This window comes from Rhodoligotrophos appendicifer, from assembly GCF_007474605.1.
Taxonomy (GTDB): domain Bacteria; phylum Pseudomonadota; class Alphaproteobacteria; order Rhizobiales; family Im1; genus Rhodoligotrophos; species Rhodoligotrophos appendicifer.
Window position 1 is genome coordinate 456,898 of the sequence record NZ_VHKL01000001.1, and the last position, 17,455, is coordinate 474,352.

Annotated in this window: 18 protein-coding genes and 1 riboswitch; of the genes, 5 read left to right on the forward strand and 13 right to left on the reverse strand. The window is 59.5% G+C overall.

Annotated features, from left to right (window positions below):
- The first annotated feature begins 104 nt into the window (after positions 1 to 104).
- A complete protein-coding gene (locus FKM97_RS02145) occupies positions 105 to 803 on the forward strand; it encodes an SDR family NAD(P)-dependent oxidoreductase (RefSeq protein WP_143957481.1) in 699 nt (232 codons plus the stop codon).
- A 3-nt stretch (positions 804 to 806) separates the two neighbouring features.
- Here FKM97_RS02145 and FKM97_RS02150 read toward each other — a convergent pair whose 3' ends face one another.
- The 12 genes from FKM97_RS02150 to FKM97_RS02200 form a co-directional block, all read right to left on the reverse strand.
- Entirely contained in the window at positions 807 to 1,271 is a 465-nt protein-coding gene (locus tag FKM97_RS02150; protein ID WP_143957482.1) for a YbaK/EbsC family protein, read from the reverse strand.
- Between the two features lie 2 nt (positions 1,272 to 1,273).
- The gene (locus FKM97_RS02155; RefSeq protein ID WP_143957483.1) at positions 1,274 to 1,657 is read right to left on the reverse strand and encodes a carboxymuconolactone decarboxylase family protein; all 384 of its coding nucleotides are present in this window, start codon (positions 1,655 to 1,657) and stop codon (positions 1,274 to 1,276) included.
- 18 nt (positions 1,658 to 1,675) lie between these two features.
- Entirely contained in the window at positions 1,676 to 1,825 is a 150-nt protein-coding gene (locus tag FKM97_RS26185) for a hypothetical protein (RefSeq protein WP_170240700.1), read from the reverse strand.
- Positions 1,826 to 1,892: 67 nt separating this feature from the next.
- Positions 1,893 to 4,226 carry a DNA translocase FtsK gene (locus FKM97_RS02160; protein ID WP_170240701.1) on the reverse strand — a complete coding sequence of 778 codons (2,334 nt, stop codon included), beginning with the start codon at positions 4,224 to 4,226 and terminating at the stop codon, positions 1,893 to 1,895.
- Between the two features lie 183 nt (positions 4,227 to 4,409).
- On the reverse strand, positions 4,410 to 5,615 hold the full coding sequence (locus tag FKM97_RS02165; RefSeq protein WP_143957484.1) for an NAD(P)/FAD-dependent oxidoreductase: 1,206 nt from the start codon (positions 5,613 to 5,615) through the stop codon (positions 4,410 to 4,412).
- Between the two features lie 15 nt (positions 5,616 to 5,630).
- A complete protein-coding gene (locus FKM97_RS02170) occupies positions 5,631 to 6,434 on the reverse strand; it encodes an NAD-dependent epimerase/dehydratase family protein (protein WP_143957485.1) in 804 nt (267 codons plus the stop codon).
- Positions 6,435 to 6,454: 20 nt separating this feature from the next.
- Positions 6,455 to 8,125, reverse strand: coding sequence for a hydantoinase B/oxoprolinase family protein (locus tag FKM97_RS02175; RefSeq protein WP_143957486.1), 1,671 nt, complete (start codon positions 8,123 to 8,125; stop codon positions 6,455 to 6,457).
- Positions 8,125 to 10,233 (reverse strand): hydantoinase/oxoprolinase family protein, encoded by a 2,109-nt coding sequence (locus FKM97_RS02180; RefSeq protein ID WP_143957861.1) that lies wholly within the window; start codon positions 10,231 to 10,233, stop codon positions 8,125 to 8,127. Before FKM97_RS02180 ends, FKM97_RS02175 begins: the two co-directional genes overlap by 1 nt.
- A 231-nt stretch (positions 10,234 to 10,464) precedes the next feature.
- Positions 10,465 to 10,968 (reverse strand): YciE/YciF ferroxidase family protein, encoded by a 504-nt coding sequence (locus FKM97_RS02185; RefSeq protein ID WP_143957487.1) that lies wholly within the window; start codon positions 10,966 to 10,968, stop codon positions 10,465 to 10,467.
- A gap of 160 nt (positions 10,969 to 11,128) precedes the next feature.
- Positions 11,129 to 11,527, reverse strand: a complete 399-nt coding sequence (locus FKM97_RS02190) for a dihydrofolate reductase family protein (protein ID WP_143957488.1) — start codon at positions 11,525 to 11,527, stop codon at positions 11,129 to 11,131.
- A 40-nt stretch (positions 11,528 to 11,567) separates the two neighbouring features.
- A complete protein-coding gene (locus FKM97_RS02195; protein WP_143957489.1) occupies positions 11,568 to 13,340 on the reverse strand; it encodes an SLC13 family permease in 1,773 nt (590 codons plus the stop codon).
- Between the two features lie 151 nt (positions 13,341 to 13,491).
- Positions 13,492 to 14,055 carry a histidine phosphatase family protein gene (locus FKM97_RS02200; protein WP_143957490.1) on the reverse strand — a complete coding sequence of 188 codons (564 nt, stop codon included), beginning with the start codon at positions 14,053 to 14,055 and terminating at the stop codon, positions 13,492 to 13,494.
- Positions 14,056 to 14,108: 53 nt separating this feature from the next.
- A riboswitch (cobalamin riboswitch) is annotated at positions 14,109 to 14,274 on the forward strand.
- Between the two features lie 2 nt (positions 14,275 to 14,276).
- On the opposite strand from FKM97_RS02200, the gene FKM97_RS02205 reads away from it, so the two are divergent.
- The 4 genes from FKM97_RS02205 to FKM97_RS02220 all read left to right on the forward strand — a co-directional run bounded on the left by FKM97_RS02205 (position 14,277) and on the right by FKM97_RS02220 (position 16,670).
- Positions 14,277 to 14,486, forward strand: a complete 210-nt coding sequence (locus FKM97_RS02205; protein ID WP_143957491.1) for a CbtB domain-containing protein — start codon at positions 14,277 to 14,279, stop codon at positions 14,484 to 14,486.
- Between the two features lie 12 nt (positions 14,487 to 14,498).
- Positions 14,499 to 15,245: a CbtA family protein gene (locus FKM97_RS02210; protein ID WP_143957492.1), complete on the forward strand. Its 747-nt coding sequence runs from the start codon at positions 14,499 to 14,501 to the stop codon at positions 15,243 to 15,245.
- A 177-nt stretch (positions 15,246 to 15,422) separates the two neighbouring features.
- Positions 15,423 to 15,893, forward strand: a complete 471-nt coding sequence (locus FKM97_RS02215; protein ID WP_143957493.1) for a hypothetical protein — start codon at positions 15,423 to 15,425, stop codon at positions 15,891 to 15,893.
- 66 nt (positions 15,894 to 15,959) lie between these two features.
- Positions 15,960 to 16,670, forward strand: coding sequence for an SDR family oxidoreductase (locus tag FKM97_RS02220; protein ID WP_143957494.1), 711 nt, complete (start codon positions 15,960 to 15,962; stop codon positions 16,668 to 16,670).
- Positions 16,671 to 16,715: 45 nt separating this feature from the next.
- On the opposite strand, the gene FKM97_RS02225 is transcribed toward FKM97_RS02220, so the two are convergent.
- Positions 16,716 to 17,360 (reverse strand): NUDIX hydrolase, encoded by a 645-nt coding sequence (locus tag FKM97_RS02225; protein ID WP_428977878.1) that lies wholly within the window; start codon positions 17,358 to 17,360, stop codon positions 16,716 to 16,718.
- Positions 17,361 to 17,455: the final 95 nt, after the last annotated feature.

A 17,455-nucleotide genomic window follows, 5' to 3' on the forward strand; every position in this document is an offset into this window, starting at 1 on the left:
ATGGCCCCGAAAGAGATCTCGGATCATTGAATGATGACGACTATCATATAATGTCTCTATGAAGTCTCGCGCGATGTATCCACCAAACTCTGGAGCTGACACCAATGTCCATTCCGTACAAGTCCGCCCTGATCATAGGTGCGGGTTCGGGTATCAGCGCGTCGCTGGCGCGAGCTCTACACTCCGCCGGCATAAACGTGGCACTTGCAGCGCGCGACACAGAAAAGCTGAAGCCCTTGGCTGAGGCCACGAACGCTCTCGCTGTGCCGGTGGACGCGTCGGACCCAGCGTCGGTCCTCGCTCTCTTCACCGAGGTTGACCGCGAAATGGGCGAGCCGGACATCGTTGTCTACAATGCAAGCGCGCGAGTGAGAGGCAGTGTGGTTGAGCTTGACCCTGCCGCAGTGCAGGCCGCCTTCGCCACGACGGCTTTCGGCGGATTTCTTGCGGGTCAGCAAGCCGCCAAGCGTATGCTGCCGAAGCGCAACGGCGCCATCTTGTTCACAGGCGCCACCGCCAGCATCAAGGGGTTCCCCAACTCCGGAGCATTCGCCATGGGAAAATTTGCCCTCAGAGGCCTCGCCCAAAGCATGGCTCGCGAGTTGGGGCCACAGGGCATTCATGTGGCCCATTTCATCATTGATGGTGCCGTTCGGAGTGAGAGGCGACCAGAATCTGCCGAACATCCGGATAGCACCCTCGATCCCGACGCAATCGCTGAGACCTATCTTTCGGTGCTGCGCCAGCCGCGGAGCGCGTGGTCTCAAGAAATCGAACTTCGCCCCTGGGTGGAGAAGTTCTGACCTCTAGCAATCCTGGCACACGTCAACCCACTGGGCATCCGCCAACTCTGCGAGGCGCAGTGTGTTGATACGCAAGGCGCTGTTCATGGAGCCGGCGGCAGGGACGACTTCGGCGAAGGCCTTCAGCGACACATCGCAATAGACCTTCAGCGGTGTGGTGAGCCCGAAGGGGCACACTCCCCCGACAGGATGGCCCGTGAGCGTCACGACCTCATCGGGCTCGAGCATGCGGATCTTGCCTCCGAAGACGGCCTTCGACTTCTTGTTGTCGAGCCTAGCGTCGCCTCTTGTGACGACGAGGAAGGCTCGATCACCCACGCGCAAGGAGAGTGTCTTCGCGATCTGTCCAGGCTCGACGCCATAATGCATGGCGGCGAGTGTTACGGTCGCCGTGCTTTCGCTCGACTGCATGATGTCGATATCCGGAGCGTGCTCCGCCAGGAAGGCGCGAACCGACTCGAGGCTCACGATCAGCCCTGCTGTTCGAGCTCGGCGAGCACGCGGTTGGCAATGCGGTGGCACTCCACGCCGACCGGCACGCCGCAATAGATCGTCACCTGTTTGATGACGGCCTTCAGCTCGTCAATGGTGACGCCGTTCCGGATGGCACCGCGAAAATGCAGCTCCCATTCGTGCATCCGGTTCAGGGCCGCGATCATGGAGAGATTGATAATGCTTCGGGTCTTGGGATTGAGCGTTTCGTCGCCCCAGGCAGCGCCCCAGCAATACTCGGTAATAAACTGCTGGAACTCCGCCGAGAACGGGGTGGCATTGGCTAACGCCTTCTCGACATATTCAGGTCCCAAGGTCGACTTGCGCTTTGCCAGGCCCTTGTCGAAAAGCTCTTTGTCCATGATGTCCCCATTTTAGATTTAGTCAGACGATGGCGGGTCGACCTTCACACCATTGGGGCCGATTTCCACCTGGAAGGAGTTCTGGTCCCGCTCATAAGCTTGATAGGCAAAGTAGCCACCGACCACAACCAGCACCAGGATGATCCCATACAGGACACCTTTGTTCATTGCACGCTCCTCATGGCCCCACCGGCCCGAGTACAGGAAACCGACCGCAGAAGATAAGTTCCATCGCTCATCCGCTACGGCCGCTCATGAGGATGTCGCGCTTGCCGGCATGGTTTGCAGCACCAACGATGCCCTCGGTTTCCATCCGCTCCATAATGGAAGCGGCGCGATTGTAGCCGATCTTCAGACGACGCTGGATATAGGATGTGGAAGCCTTGCGGTCGCGCAACACGATAGCGATGGCCTGTTCGTAGTGGTCTCCACCCTCCTCACCAAACGCGCCGGCATCGAAGACCGGCTCGTCCTCATTCGATGCGCTAGGCTCCTCGTCATCCTCGTCGGATACGACCGCGTCGAGATATTCGGGCCGCCCCTGCATCTTGAGGTGATCAACCACCTGCTCGACTTCGAGGTCGGAAACGAAGGGACCATGGACGCGCGTGATTCGGCCGCCCCCTGCCATGTAAAGCATGTCCCCCTGGCCAAGCAGCTGCTCGGCGCCCATCTCGCCGAGAATGGTTCGGCTGTCGATCTTCGAGGTGACTTGGAAGGAGATCCGGGTCGGAAAGTTCGCCTTGATCGTGCCGGTGATGACATCGACGCTCGGCCGCTGCGTGGCCATGATGATGTGGATGCCCGCTGCTCGAGCCATCTGCGCCAGACGCTGGATCGTACTTTCGATCTCCTTGCCTGCTACCATCATCAGGTCGGCCATCTCATCAACGATGACGACGATGTATGGCAGGGCTGTGAGATCCATTTCCTGGGTCTCCAGGACCATCTCTCCCGTCTCGCGGTCGAACCCGGTTTCTACGGTGCGGGTGATGACCTCGCCCGTATCCCTGGCCTCCTCCATGCGCGCATTGTAACCGTCGATGTTGCGCACTCCGAGGTGAGACATCTTCCGATAACGCTCTTCCATCTCCCGGACCGCCCATTTCAAGGCAACGATCGCCTTTTTCGGGTCCGTTACGACGGGCGTCAGAAGATGCGGAATGCCGTCATAGACCGAGAGCTCCAGCATCTTCGGGTCGATCATGATGAGGCGGCAATCCTCCGGCTTGTGACGGAACAGCAGCGACAGAATCATGGTGTTGATGGCAACCGACTTGCCTGAGCCCGTGGTGCCTGCCACCAGCAGATGCGGCATCCGGGCGAGATCTGCGATTACCGGCTCGCCACCGATTGTCTTGCCGAGACAAAGTGCAAGCTTCGCCTTCGCCTCCGCGAAATGCGGGCTGGCCAAAAGTTCTCGCAGCCATACGGTTTCGCGCCGCGGGTTCGGCAATTCTATGCCGATGATGTTGCGGCCTTCGACAACAGCCACGCGGGCTGATACGGCGCTCATGGAGCGCGCGATATCGCTGGAGACCGATATGACCCGACTGAGCTTCGTCCCCGGTGCGGGTTCCAGCTCGTACAGCGTCACCACGGGACCTGGATTGGCATCCATGATCTCGCCTTTGACGCCGAAATCCCGCAACGTCTGCTGCAGCTTGTCGGAATTCTGATCCAGATATTGCTCCGACAATTCATAACAAGGCTCTGCGGGGGGCGGCTCGGACAGGAGCCGCAGCGGCGGCAGCTGATATTCGTTCGAGAAGCTGAAATGCTCGGACGCTCTGTCCTCCGACTCTGCCTCGAACTCTTCCTCGGACTCTGCCTCGATCGCCACTTCGGCTTCCGGCTCTTCCTCGAAGTCCGGACCAGCCAGGACGGAATCGTCCACCGCAAGCGGAGTATCGTCGGATTCCACTGCGCCTGGACCTTCGACCACGCGAGCGCTGAACAGACAATATCCCAGGGATTGAAAGGGGTCCCAAGCGAAGGAGGAGCTGTAGCTGGTGCTGTTCCAGCCATCTTCGTTATCGGGAGAGGGCACCGGCTGCGGTTGGTCTTCCGCAATGACTGAGGCCTCCTCCTCCCACACATCAGAAGCGAAATTGTCCTGGTCATTGGCCCCGGACGGGACTTGGTCCCATTCCAGCTGAATGAGCTTTGCCAGCCGGTCGACCATGGCTTGCTGGTTCAGCCCTTCGGTGAACGTCCCTGCTTTCGTCACTCGCTCTTCATCCTGCGGCTGCGTCTCGGTAAAGGTGATCAGGTCAATTGCAATCTCTTGGTCATCGCCCTCAGGCACCTGCAGCGCCTCGGAAGCTGTGGCCTCCTCGACCTTCGAGGGTTGCCTGAGATGATCGGGGGTCCTGGTGAACCGGGCGTTTGAGCCCAGGGTGAACTGCTGCAACCAGCTGGGTACCGGGGCGGAACCAAGCAGGACCTCATCGAGCTTGCTGCGAATGGAATCCTGCGTGCTCTGCCGGCTCGATCCTGGGCTGGCGCCCCTGGAAAAATGCTGGTGATCAGACACCCGAGGGGCAAGAGGCCGTATCGAAGAACGCATCGTTTTCACCAGACTTGTAGGCGGCAACGCCACCACTTCCACCTCCTTAGTGGATAGCAAGCCCAGCGTTAACGAAGGGTATGGGGAACGGTTAGAAATGAAAATTCTTCTGGGCAGTCGTCCGGCGGCGAAGCCTCGCCGCGTTTAGACTGCCGGCTTTCGCACATCCCGCCAAAGGGGCGTCTAGATGACCGCCTGTTCGAGAAACGGCTCGTTGGCGGGGACACGCTCGTACCGCATCGGGGAGAGGTCTAGGGTCCGATAGCCACCATAGGTGATCAGCTCACTGATCCCACGGCCCACGGCGGGCGACTGTTGCAGGCCATGACCGCTGAAGCCATTGGCAAAGATGAAGTTCGTCACCTCAGGATGGCGCCCCACGATCGCATTGTGATCCATCGTGTTGTAGTCGTAATGGCCCGTCCAGAAATTGGTCACCCGAATCGATTCGAATGGGGGAATGCGATGAGCGAGGCTGGGCCAGATCCGCTCTTCGAATTCCTCGTGCACCGTCTCGAAATCGTCGATGTCTGCCTCTCCATCGACAAGTGGCGTGTTTCCGGTCAGGAAGTAGTCGCCCTCCGGACGGACGAAAGTTCCGGAGATATCGATGACGTTCGGCATCGCCCCTGGGATGGGAGTGGCGCAGGAAAAGATGAAACTGTGACGCCTCCGAGGTTCGACCGGGATCTCCAGGCCAATCATTCGAGCTATTCCGGGTCCGCGTGAACCGGCCGTATTGACGACGGTCCCGCAGGCTATTCGCTCCCCCGTCGATAGCAAGACAGTCGTCACCGCGTTAGTCTCGCGGACCAGACCGACGACTTCGTTCTCGATATACTCAGCCCCGCTTTTGCGGGCGGCCCGGCGAAACCCTTGCATCAGCCCGTTCGCATCGAACCAGCCTTCGGCCTTGCTACCCCAGCTGCCGCCTGCGAGGTCTTCGACATTCACATAGGGGAAGCGCTCGAGAATCTGCCCCGGCGTCAGGAAGACCGTGTGGGCTCCGAGGGACCGTTGCATGTCGACGAGCTCCCGGACGGTCTCGACACCTGCATCGGTACAGCAGATGAGGTAGCCGTTCTCCTTGAAGCTGAGGTCTGGCGCCTCGGGCCCCATGGTTTCGGGGAATGCACGGATGAAGTCCACCCCGAACTGGGAGATCTTGACGTTGATGGGATTGGAGAATTGCTGCCGTATCGAGCTTGTCGACCGGGAGGTGGAAGCGAACTCGTAGGTGGAGTCCCTCTCCACGACCAGGATGGAACCGGCAAAATCAGGATTGTGGGACAGGAAATAGGCGGTGGCGCTGCCCATGACGGCACCACCGATGATCACCACGTCGTAGCGAGACTGCTCTGGTGGACCATAAGGCTTGCGAAGCGGCATTCCTGTCCCACCCGCTCAATCGTCGAAATGCGGCATGCTGGCAAAGGCTCCGCCATGCGCAGCAATGAATGGGCTCTTGGGATCCGGCTCAGGCGTCGAGGCCTCCAGCTTGGCCCGGAAAATCTCGGCATTGTCTTTCGGATGAAAGCCGATGTGAGCCGCCATCCAGTTGTCCCAGAGCTTCTCGTCATTGTTTGAGACGCCGTAAATGACCGTATGGGCGACACGAGGCGACATGATGCAGCGCTCGGTCAGATGCACTAGGTCGGGATAGCTCAGCCAAGTGGTCAGCATCCGGCGATCAACGGGCTCTGGGAAGCAGGATCCGATCCGGATGGACACCGATTCGACGCCATACTTGTCCCAATAATATTGAGCGATTCCCTCTCCGAAGACCTTGGAGACACCGTAGTTCGTGTCAGGACGCGGGGTCACCGACGCGTCGATCACCTGCTCTCTCGGATAGAACCCGATCGCGTGGTTGGAACTGGCCCAGATCACGCGCTTCACACCGTTTTTCCGGGCTCCCTCGTAGACGTTGTAGAAGCCGACGATGTTGGATTGCAGGACCGATTCCCAAGATCCTTCCCGGCTGACACCACCCATGTGGATGATCATGTCGACGTCTCGGGTCATCTCCATGACTGCAGCCGCGTCGGAGACGTCGCATTGCACGACCTCTTCATTGGCCGACGCGGATCCGAGATCGGCCTTATCCGAAACGCGGAGGGTTGTTGCCATGTGAGCTATTTCTTTCCGCAGCAGCGTTCCCAAGGCGCCTGCGGCTCCGGTAAGGAGGATTCGGTTACATTTGGCCACTCGTTTTTCCCTCTTCGATCTCAGCGTTTGTAGTGCTTGGCGGCATCGTCCGCCGAAATATACCCGTGCGTGATGTCACGCTCTACAAGCTCCGGCAGCCGGCGCGCAGGCTCTCCTCGACCGCCGCCTCCGGGCAGATGGAGGACGAGCCGCTTTCCTGCCGGCACATGTTGCCGGCCTTTGCCGCGAAGCTTGGTGCCGTCATTAAGAGCGACGGAGCCAGCAGCGCCCGGCAGCCCGCCGGCTCGCCCCCGCGCCGGATTGTCGACGCGATCGAACATCGCATTGAAATGAAACTCATGTCCCTCTGTCGCCCCGATCTCGATCACTTGGCCGAGACCGCCGCGATACTCTCCAGCACCACCGGATCCTTCGCGGAGCTCCTTGCGCCACACCACGATCGGTCCGACATTCTCTGTGGCTTCCACGGACATGGTGTGAACACCACTGGGAAACGCCGTGGCGCTGAGTCCGTCCAGCTGCGACCGGGCGCCGGAGCCACCGCTGTTGAACATCAGGATCTCTGCCCGGCGGAACCTTCCCCCGGACGACGAGACAGGCGCGTTCATCACCGGCCTTGCGCTGACATGAATGTTCCACAGAGCGCTGGCACCCTCGGCGGGGATCTGATCGGGCAGCATCTTATGCAATGCACCGAGAACCACATCCGGGATGAAATGGCCCAGCACGTGACGCGCCGCGACGGGACTCGGCCGTACCGCGTTGAGGATGCAGCCCTCCGGTGCCGTCACCTCGAAGGGCTGGAGCGAGGCTGCATTGTTGGGAATGTCAGGCGCTAGCGCGCATTTCAGCCCAAAACACGCATAGGCCTTGGTGTAGATCATGGGCACGTTGATGCCCAGGGGGCTCGACGCAGAGGTCCCCGCGAAGTCGGCCAGCACGCCTTTGTCGGACACGTCCAGGCGGATCACCATCTCGACGGGAGAACCATATCCGTCGACGCGCATCGTGTTCTCGTAGGAACCCGCCGGCAGCGCTGCGATCCTCTCCATGGTCGCCTTGAAGCTGTTCTCGAAAATGAAGTCGCGGAGCGCCTCCAAATCCTCGAGCTCGAACTCGGTCATCATGTCGATGAGACGGTTGTGGCCGGTTTCGTTACAGGCAGCGAGCGAATAGATGTCGCCCACGACCTGATCAGCCTCGCGCACGTTGTTCCGCACGATGTTGACAAGGTCGTCGTTGACCTCACCCCGTTTGGCGAATTTCATGATCGGAATGAAGATGCCTTCTTCATAGACCTCGTTCGCATCGGGTCCAAAACCGCGACCGCCCACATCCACCACATGGGCGGTGCAGGCGAAGTAGGCCACGAGCTTTCCGTTCTTGAATGACGGGCTGACGACCGTGATGTCGTGCAGATGCCCAGTCCCCCGCCACGGATCATTGGTGATGTAGACGTCGCCTTCGAAGATATTGTCTTCGCCGATGATGCGGATGAAATGTGCGACCGCCTCCGCCATGGCGTTCACATGGCCAGGCGTACCGGTCACGGCCTGAGCGAGCATCCGGCCACTGCGGTCGAAAACGCCGGCGGACAGATCTCCCGCCTCGCGCACGGAAGTGCTGAAGGCGGTACGAACCAGGGTCAAGGCCTGCTCTTCGACCACGGAGATCAGCCGGTTCCACATGATCTGCATATGGACGTCGGCATAGGCGCTACTGTCGCTCATTACAGGCTCCCTTGCGAGGCAGCGGAACTCTTGGATCTTAGCAGAAGACATCCGTCTGACTGCATGATGGCGTCGAAATCCGTCGTGACGATGGTCGTCGTCTCATTCTCGACGATGACCGCGGGACCATGAACATACATCCCCGCTGAAAGTGCGTCGCGCGCCACGATCGGCGCCTCCACGAAGCCTCGGGTCTTGGCATCGAAGACATGGCGGGAAGCGCCGGATTCAGCTTGTTTGCTGGCATCGGTGACACTCACGGGCTTCGGGGGCGGAAGGACCGATGATGCCCTCAAGGACCAGCTGATGATGTCGACGTCGAGGCCGCCGATCGGCCGGCCGAAGAGTCGCGTATAGGCTTCCTCGAACAGCGACTTGAACAAGGCGCCGTCACCGGGCCCAAACTTTTGATCTGGAACGGAAACGGGGATTTCCCAGCCCTGTCCCGCATACCTCATATAGACAGTGGCTTCCCTGTTTATGGCCCCGTCTTCGACGCCCACACGAACGAAGCTTTCTGCTGTCTCAGTCAGTTCCTTGATCGTCTGGTTGACTATGGCGGCATCGAAATCGCTGAGGCGCATGAAGGCACTCCTCACGGCCTCGAAGCCGAAGGGCGCCCGGAGAAAGCCGATCGCGGACCCAACACCCGCTCCCGGTGGCACGAGCAGCCTTTCGATGCCGAGCTTCTCGCAGAGCCGGGCTGCATGCAGCGGCGCGGCGCCACCAAAAGCGATCATGGTGAAACCCGCCAGATCCTTTCCGCTCTCCACAGCATGGACGCGCGCGGCATTGACCATATTCTCGTCCACGACCTCGCAGATGCCCACGGCTGCCGTCTCGTCGGTCATGCCGAGCTTGTTCGCAACCTCATTGCTGATCGCATCTACCGATTCGTCTCTGGAAAGGCGAATGGAGCCCCCGGCGAAATGATCTGGATCCAATCTGCCCAAAAGCAGGTCTGCATCCGTGACCGTCGGAAGCTTGCCTCCACGCTGATAGCAGGCCGGACCAGGCTCCGAGCCCGCGCTTTGCGGTCCTACCCGAATCTGGCGCATGCTGTCGACATGGGCGATCGAGCCGCCGCCGGCACCGATCTCAACCATTTCGATCACCGGGATCGAAATCGGCATGCCGCTCCCCTTCTTGAACCTGTAGGTCCGGGCAACCTCGAAGGTCTTCGCCGTCTTGGGATTGTGATCCTCGATCAGACAGATCTTTGCCGTCGTTCCTCCCATGTCATAGGAGAGCACATGTTTGAGGCCGTACCGCGCGGCGACATCCGCGGCATAGATCGCACCGCCCGCAGGTCCGGACTCCAGGAGTCGGACCGGGAACTCGACGGCACTCTCGACGGAGATGATGCCGCCGCCGGAATGGATCAGATAGACCGGCGCATCGACCCCCGCCTCTTCCAGCCCCCCCACGAGACGGTTGAGATAAGAGGCCATCAATGGCTTCACATAGGCATTCGCGCAGACCGTATTGAAACGCTCGAACTCCCGCATCTGCGGCGAGACTTCGGAGGAAATTGAGATGGCGATCTCCGGATCCCGGGCGCGAATGATCTCCCTGATGCGCCGCTCGTGGCTGCCATTCGCATACGCATGCATCAGTCCGATCGCGACGCTCTGATACCGCTCCTTGATGATGTGATCGGCGAGAAGCTCGGCGTCCCCATCATCCATCGGCAGAAGGACCTGACCCTCCGCTCCGACGCGCTCGGCGACGACATAGCGGTGATCGCGCGACACCAGCGGCGGGGGCAAGGTGATGTTGAGGTCATATTGCTCGAACCGATTTTCGGTTCGCATCTCGATGACGTCGCGGAAGCCCTTGGTGGTGATAAAGGCCGTCTTGGCTCCGCGCCGCTCGATTAGAGCATTGGTGGCGAGTGTTGTTCCATGGATGACCATGGAGATACGCTTGAGATCGATGCCGGCCATTTCGGCGACGGCCACCACACCCTTGATGATGGCTTGTTCAGGTGCGCCATGCGTTGTCAGAAGCTTTGTGGAATGAAGCGTTCCGTCGACCTCGAGCGCGATGTCGGTGAACGTCCCGCCGATATCGGCGCCCACCTTTGCGTCACGCGCAGTCTTTAGCATCAACGATTTCTCCATAGCGCAACACACAAATCCCTCGCTCTGCAATGCAGCAGGAAGATCCTGCTCATCGTGCAACGGGGGACTGCAAGGAATTTACGCCGGGAGAATAGACGCCACTCGAACAAGATTGCCAGCGATTTGAATCGCTGTTGTGACTAAAGATGCAGCTCCGAGATGATCACAGAAGCGGCAGCGAACCGGAGTCCGCCACCGCTCCTCCACCTCCGACGATTAGGCGGCCGCGCGGTTCACGCGGCGCTCTGCCAATTCCGTAAGCTTTTGGTCGGTCGCCTTTTCTTCTTTGAGGTTTTGTTGCAGGACGGAGGCGCAGTCATCGCGTCCGAGCTCCTTAGCCCAGGCGATCAACGTGCCGTAGCGCGTAATCTCGTAATGCTCCACCGCCTGAGCGGCCGCCACGAGCGCCGCATCAAGGACGGACTTGTCCGCCACATCGCCTGCAACCTCGTCGGCCTCTTTGAGGATACCGTCGATTGCCGGGCAAGTGACCGCATCGGCCTTTACGCCGTGCATCTCGAAGACCTGCTCTACGCGTTTAACATGGCCTTTGCTCTCCTCGAGATGCTGCTCGAAGCCCTTCTTCAACTCAGGGGAAGTCGCCTTCTCGATCATTTTCGGCAGGGAGGATACGATCCGCTTCTCAGCGTAATAAATATCCTTCAGCTGATGCACGAAGAGGTCGTCCATCGTTTTGATGTCTTTGGTGAACAGTCCCATTGAAAGTCTCCTGTAAAAGGGTGGTGGCTCCGCGGCAGCAAATGCATGAGCAATCGCGGTTGCCGAACGCCTCTCCCGGCGTTCACGCTGCCATGTCCTTTGAGAATGCTTTTCGAAGGGAGCGGTTCCAAAGCTTGCGGCTTGGATGACACCCCGGGACTCACTTTCCGCGGGTCAACCATGCAGGATCGAACCAGCGGTCGGCCTCACCGTCATAGGGAAGCCTCGTGATGTCCCAGCGCTCGATGAAAGGAGCATAGACGTCCCATACGGCTGGCCCCCCTCCGATATAGACGACCCTGTCGGCAAATCTGGACAGAGTTTCGACCGGATCCATCGACGACCGTAATTCCACGACCGTCCGATCGCTCAATGCCCAGGGAGGAAATGCGCTTGTCGTTTGCGGTCCAGCGAGGACGACGTGTCCTCTAGTCTCTTCGAAGAAGCGAGCGACATCGGCAGCGAATTCAGGTTCTCGGCGCCCTTCCCATGGCAGTTGCCCCTTGAGGCCAAGCTGTCCCCTCGAACCGATTGCGCACATTGCACGTATTTGAGGCATTCTCCCCCCTGCACTCTTCCGCAGACATCTGCGCACCGCACTAATTCACCGGCCACAACAAGAGGAGCAGCGGGACGCCCACGATGACGACAATGACAGAAAGCGGAAGACCCAGCCTCCAATAATCTCCGAAGCGATAGCCACCCGGGCCCATCACCAAAGTGTTGCACTGATGCCCAATGGGTGTGAGGAAATCACAACCTGCGCCGATCGCTACGGCCATCAGGAAGGCGTCGGGTCTGAACTGCAGCTGCGTCGCAAAGCTCGCGGCGATTGGCGCCATGACCAGCACCGTCGCCGCATTGTTCAGAAACGGTGTCACGGCCATGGCGGTGATCATGATCAAGGCCAGGGCGCCCATCGGTGACATCTGCATTGCCGCAGAGGACAATGCGTCGGCAACCAGTTGCGTGCCGCCCGTAGTTCGTAGCGCATCGCTCACCGGGATCAGGGCCCCCAACATGATGATGATTGGCCATTCGATGGTTTCGTAGAGATCACGCAAAGGAATTCCGCGCGCCAGCACCATCAAGGCGGCCGCCCCGAAGAATGCAATGCTCACGGGGACGATGCCGAAGGCGGTCAGAAGAATGGCCACGGCAAGAATGGCCACGGGGATCAAGGCGCGCCTTACGCTACCGAGCCGAATCGATCTCTCCGCCAGTGGCAAGCAACCGAGCTCCCGGAGGACCTCTGGCAACAGGCGCGAATTTCCTTGCAGGACGATGACGTCCCCGGCCCGCATGGCCGCGGAGCCCAGGCGATCTCGCAGCTTGGTACCTTGCCGACTGATGGCTAGCAGGTTGACTCTAAACACCTCGAACATGCCAATGTCCTTGGCGGACAGACCCACCAACCGCGAATTTTCGCTGATCACCGCCTCGATGGAATCGATCTCATCCTCCGCCTCATCCACCTCGAGAAGGCGGTCGCTGGAGAGCTGGAGGCCCCCTTGCAGGATCAGGCGATCCAAGGCGTCCTGCTTTCCCTCGATCATGATGATGTCGTTTTCCCTCAACTGGGCATCCGGCAGAGAGGGCAGCTCCTTCTCCTTTCTGACAATGGCATTGATTCTTGCATCGCCGCCGGAGAGCTTTTGAAGTTCAGCGACCGTCTTTCCCACCATTTTTGAGGAGGAAGGCAGCAGCGCTTCAGTCATGTAATTCTTGATATCGATGGCAGTTTCGACACCACCTGCGCCGCCTGACCGGAGGGGCAGCAGGCGGTAGCCAACGACCAGGAAGAGGATGCCGGCGACGGTGAGGGCTGCCCCGACGGGGGTGAAATCGAACATGCTGAACGGCGTGCCTGTCATTTCCTCTCGAAGCCGCGAGACAATGATGTTGGGCGACGTGCCGACCAAGGTCATCAGGCCTCCGAGCAAGGCGCCGAATGCCATGGGCATCAAGAAGATGGAGACCGACACCTTCGATCGGTTCGCCATTTGGAATGCCACCGGGAGCATGATTGCTAGAGCACCGATGTTTTTCACGAACGCAGACAGCACAGCAACAGTCGTCACCAAGAGGAAGAGCTGCGTCGGAACACTGCGGACCTGCGGAAACAGCCTGTGAACAACAAGATCCATGATTCCAGTCCGCGAAATGATCGCGCTAACGACTAAAGCGCTGGCGACGATGATCACGATGTCGTCGCTGAAGCCTGAAAAGGCACGGTCATACGGGACGATACCCACGGCGACGGCGGCCAGCAGCGCCATGACCGCGACGAGGTCATAACGAACTCGCCCCCAAACCATGAGAGCCATCATGATCGCGATGGTGGCAAAGGCCGCGATTTGATCGAATGTCACCGAGCCGCTCCTAAATCATTGGCTGGAGCTGAACGCGGCAGGGCGTGAATCAGTCCCGACAAAAGGTCACGATACTTATAATCTTGCTGAGACGATGTGGAGAATGCGTCGGCCGGTCCCCTTTCTTTTTTCGGGGATAAGAGAAGGAACGCTAGCGCAAATTTCCAGCCCGAAAATGCCACCGCCTCCCGTCGCTCCGAAACTCGATAACTCCGAGGGGCTCTATATCGATGTGCCAGAAGGCTTTGCTCGGCGCGTTGAGCACGTCCAGAACGGCCGCCCGCATAACTGCGGAGTGGGTGATCGCCACGATTCGCTCACGGCGAGACACGAGCGTCTTAAGCCAAGCTGACACGCGCAGGCACACAGCGGATAGAGACTCCCCGCCATGCGGAGCAGCATTCATATCCCTGAGCCATTTTTCCAGGGCGACCGGATCCTCGGTATGAAGGTCCGCCAGCTTGCGACCGGCCCAGCGACCGTAATCGCAATCCCTGAGATCGTCGACCGGCAGGGCATCGAGAGAAAGAGCCTCAGAAGTCTGAAGCGCCGCCACAGCAGGGCTTCTATAGGCCACGGTGGCACGCAGGGGCTCCTTTCCCAGGACGCCGGCGGCCTCCATGGCGCGAACCTCCAGCGGCTCGTCATTCGGAAAGGCTGAGCTCTTCACCGCCGCAGTGGTGCCCTGGCAAATAAAGGTGAGACGAGCGGACATACGGATCCCTGCTAATGACGATCGATGGTTCTAAAGCTGATCAGATTGACAGGATTCCCCTCCATCGATACTGTTCCTCCTACCTAAGAGACGGGAAATCGGTGAAAATCCGATACGGTCGCGCCACTGTAACCTAAGCGGTTCGCCTCCGCTCCGGAAGTCAGACCCCTGATCGAAGTCGATGCCTCTAAGACGGGACGCAGTATCCCAGGAGCAGTTATATGGCCGATATCGCACTTGAACCGCATGTTCGTCCCGCGCCTTTGCCCGTCGGCGAAATTATGCCTTGGGCTGTCTTTGCCGGGCTTGTTCTTCTGATCGCGCTCTATTTCATCAGTGCGGAAGATGGTGCAACGGCTCTCTTCTCAGGCGGCTACATACACGAATTCCTTCACGATGGTCGCCATCTCCTTGGTTTTCCCTGCCACTGAGGAGCGCCCGACATGGTTGGAAGTCTTTTACTGCGCGGCATGATAGCCGGCGTAATCGCCGGAATTATTGCCTTTGGCTTCGCCCGCTTCTATGGCGAGCCCCAGATTGATCACGCAATCGCTTTTGAAGAACTCATGAGCGCGACCGAAGCCGATGCTTCGGAGCCGGAGCTGGTCAGCCGTGCCACGCAGGCAGGCATCGGCCTCTTTACCGGACTTGTGATCTATGGTGCGGCGGTCGGCGGACTTCTGTCCCTGGTCTTCGCCTTCACTTATGGCAGGATCAGCTCTCTCAGCGCCCGGGGCACTGCAGCGCTGCTTGCGCTGGGTGCATTCATCGCCATGGTCCTGGTGCCAGACCTGAAATACGCGCCCAATCCCCCAGCCGTCGGCAGCCCCGACACGATCGGCGCGCGGACACAGCTCTTCTTCATCATGCTCGTAGTTTCTCTGCTGACGATGGCCGCAGCAGTCACGATTACGCGTCGCCTTTGGACCTCGCAAGGGGCGTGGAACGCAGCCCTTGCAGGGGGCCTGTTCTTTGTCGCCGTCATCGCAGCGGTCCAGTACGCCATGCCCGACATCAATGAAGTTCCCGAGCAGTTCTCCGCCTTGGTGCTCTGGCGCTTTCGTCTCGCTTCCATCGGCATGCACGCGATCTTGTGGACCGTCCTTGGTATTCTCTTTGGCATCTTGGCGGAACGGACGCTGGCCGATCGTTCAAGCAGCCGATACGCCCCTCGCCCGGCCCTTCGCTAGGGTATGCAGGAGGCGGGAAAGCCAGATGTCAATTCGCCGGGCGCTTGGGCCCGGCTTCTACCAGGATTGCTGAGTATCCTCCTGCTCTTGATGGTTTCTGTGCCCTCAGCCCGTGCTCACAGCCTCGGGGCGCAGAACCATTCCGGCCTGCCCGTCCCTAATCTCACGCACGGTCAGATGGCCGTTATCGCCGACCACAGGAGCGCAATCCTCGCAGTCGCATCGCGTCAGTCGATAACCGACGAGACCTTCAGGCGGCTGCTGAACTACGCGAACATCCAGTACAGCTACTGCCTGTGGGGCATAGTGCCAGGCAGTGTTGAAGACGAGAACAGTCCCTTCAATCATTGCTCCCACGCCTATCTGGCCGCGCTCAAGGCTCTGCTTCTCCACCTCACGGAAGATGGAAACAATCAGGCTGCAGTCACACTGGCAGGGGCCATTGAACTCGACATGTTGAGGAGGAATGCATCTCTCGCCCTCTGCGTTCACAGCGGCGGAAGCTTCAACACGGCGGAGGTCGTTCCTCCGGCATGGGCCGATGTCTTCACCCATCCACCGAGCCTTGTGCTGTTTGGGGGTGTGCTCTTGGCATCCTCCTGCGCAGGGGCTGCGATGCTGCGGCTGGGCCGGTCGCGCAAGAATTGAGCCCAACCCGTTCGAGCGTAGCGCCCGATCACGGTATTAGACTGACACATCACCAGAATTGAGGGATTGAGCGAGATGACCGACAAAGTTGCCGTTGTGACCGCAGGAGGCAGCGGAATGGGCGCCGGCGCGGCCCGCAAGCTTTCCGAGCAAGGATTCAAGATCGCCATTCTCTCGTCCTCCGGAAAAGGCGAGGCCTTGGCCAAGGAACTGGGCGGCATCGGCGTTACCGGATCGAACCAATCCGAGGAGGACGTGAAGCGCCTCATCGATCAGACGATGCAGCGCTGGGGCCGCATTGATGCGCTGGTCAATAGTGCTGGCCATGGCCCACGCGGACCAGTTTTGGAGCTGACGGATGACGACTGGCATCGGGGGATGGACGTATATTTTCTGAGTGCCGTCCGCCCGACTCGGCTCGTGACACCCATCATGCAAAAGCAGAAATCCGGTTCGATCGTGAATATCTCGACCTTCGCGACCTTCGAACCTGACCCCGTATTCCCCACCTCAGGCGTCTTTAGGGTTGGGTTGGCCGCTTACACGAAGCTTTTCTCCGACAAATATGCGGCGGACAACATCCGCATGAACAACGTTCTTCCCGGCTTCATCGACAGTTTGCCGGAAAAGGCGGAGTTCAAGGATCGCATACCGATGGGCCGCTACGGAACGGTGCAAGAGGTCTCCGAATTGATCGCACTGCTTGCATCGGACCGCGGCGGCTACATCACCGGACAGAACATTCGTATCGATGGCGGTATCACGCGTTCCGTGTGAATTGATCAATTTTGCCGTAGTGCCAGGCGACTTTCGCTCTCGAGATCACCGCCAAGCGAAGACGGGCTGCTCGAGAGCGTGAACGCGCACGGTCCGACCCAGCAGCACTTCCCTGAACTGGTAGAGGATGGCTGCGGTCGGCGCGTGGATATAGTCCTCGTTGATCAGGAGCTGGACGACGGGTCGATCGCTCTGTTCGATGGTGATGAACCTGACGGCATCATCATGGGTAATCTGACGAAGGCCGATCCTGAAGATCTCAGCGACTTCATCAGGGTTGGGAACGATCACCGGTGACACGCCACCCCAGAACACGACGGGTGTGATGACATAGCCAGAGCGGGTGGGATAATCGTCGAGAACCCCCATCACGTCATCTGGAGTCAGCCCCATCCCGAGCTCTTCTTCAATTTCCCTCAAAGCAGCCTCGATCGCCGTCTCCTCCAGATCACAGCGGCCACCGGGAAGGGCATATTGTCCTCCATGCGACCTCAGTGTGGAGGCCCTCAAGGTGAGGAGGAAAGCTGTCTCGTCGGATCCCGCCAATTGGACGAGAACGATCCCTACGGCGGCCCGTTTCAGGTCCACCGCTTCGGTGTTGAGCCTTTGAAATGATCCTAGGCTCGTGCTGAGCCGCATTCGAAAAATATCGGAATAAGAGCAATCGAGCGGCGCTGGTTTCTCCAACATGGCAATCGACTCACGAGGATGGGCGTCCACGGCAGGCGCTGGTGGGTGCCGACGGGCCGTGGCTATGGGTGTGTTCGCCTGATGCGTATTCTCAA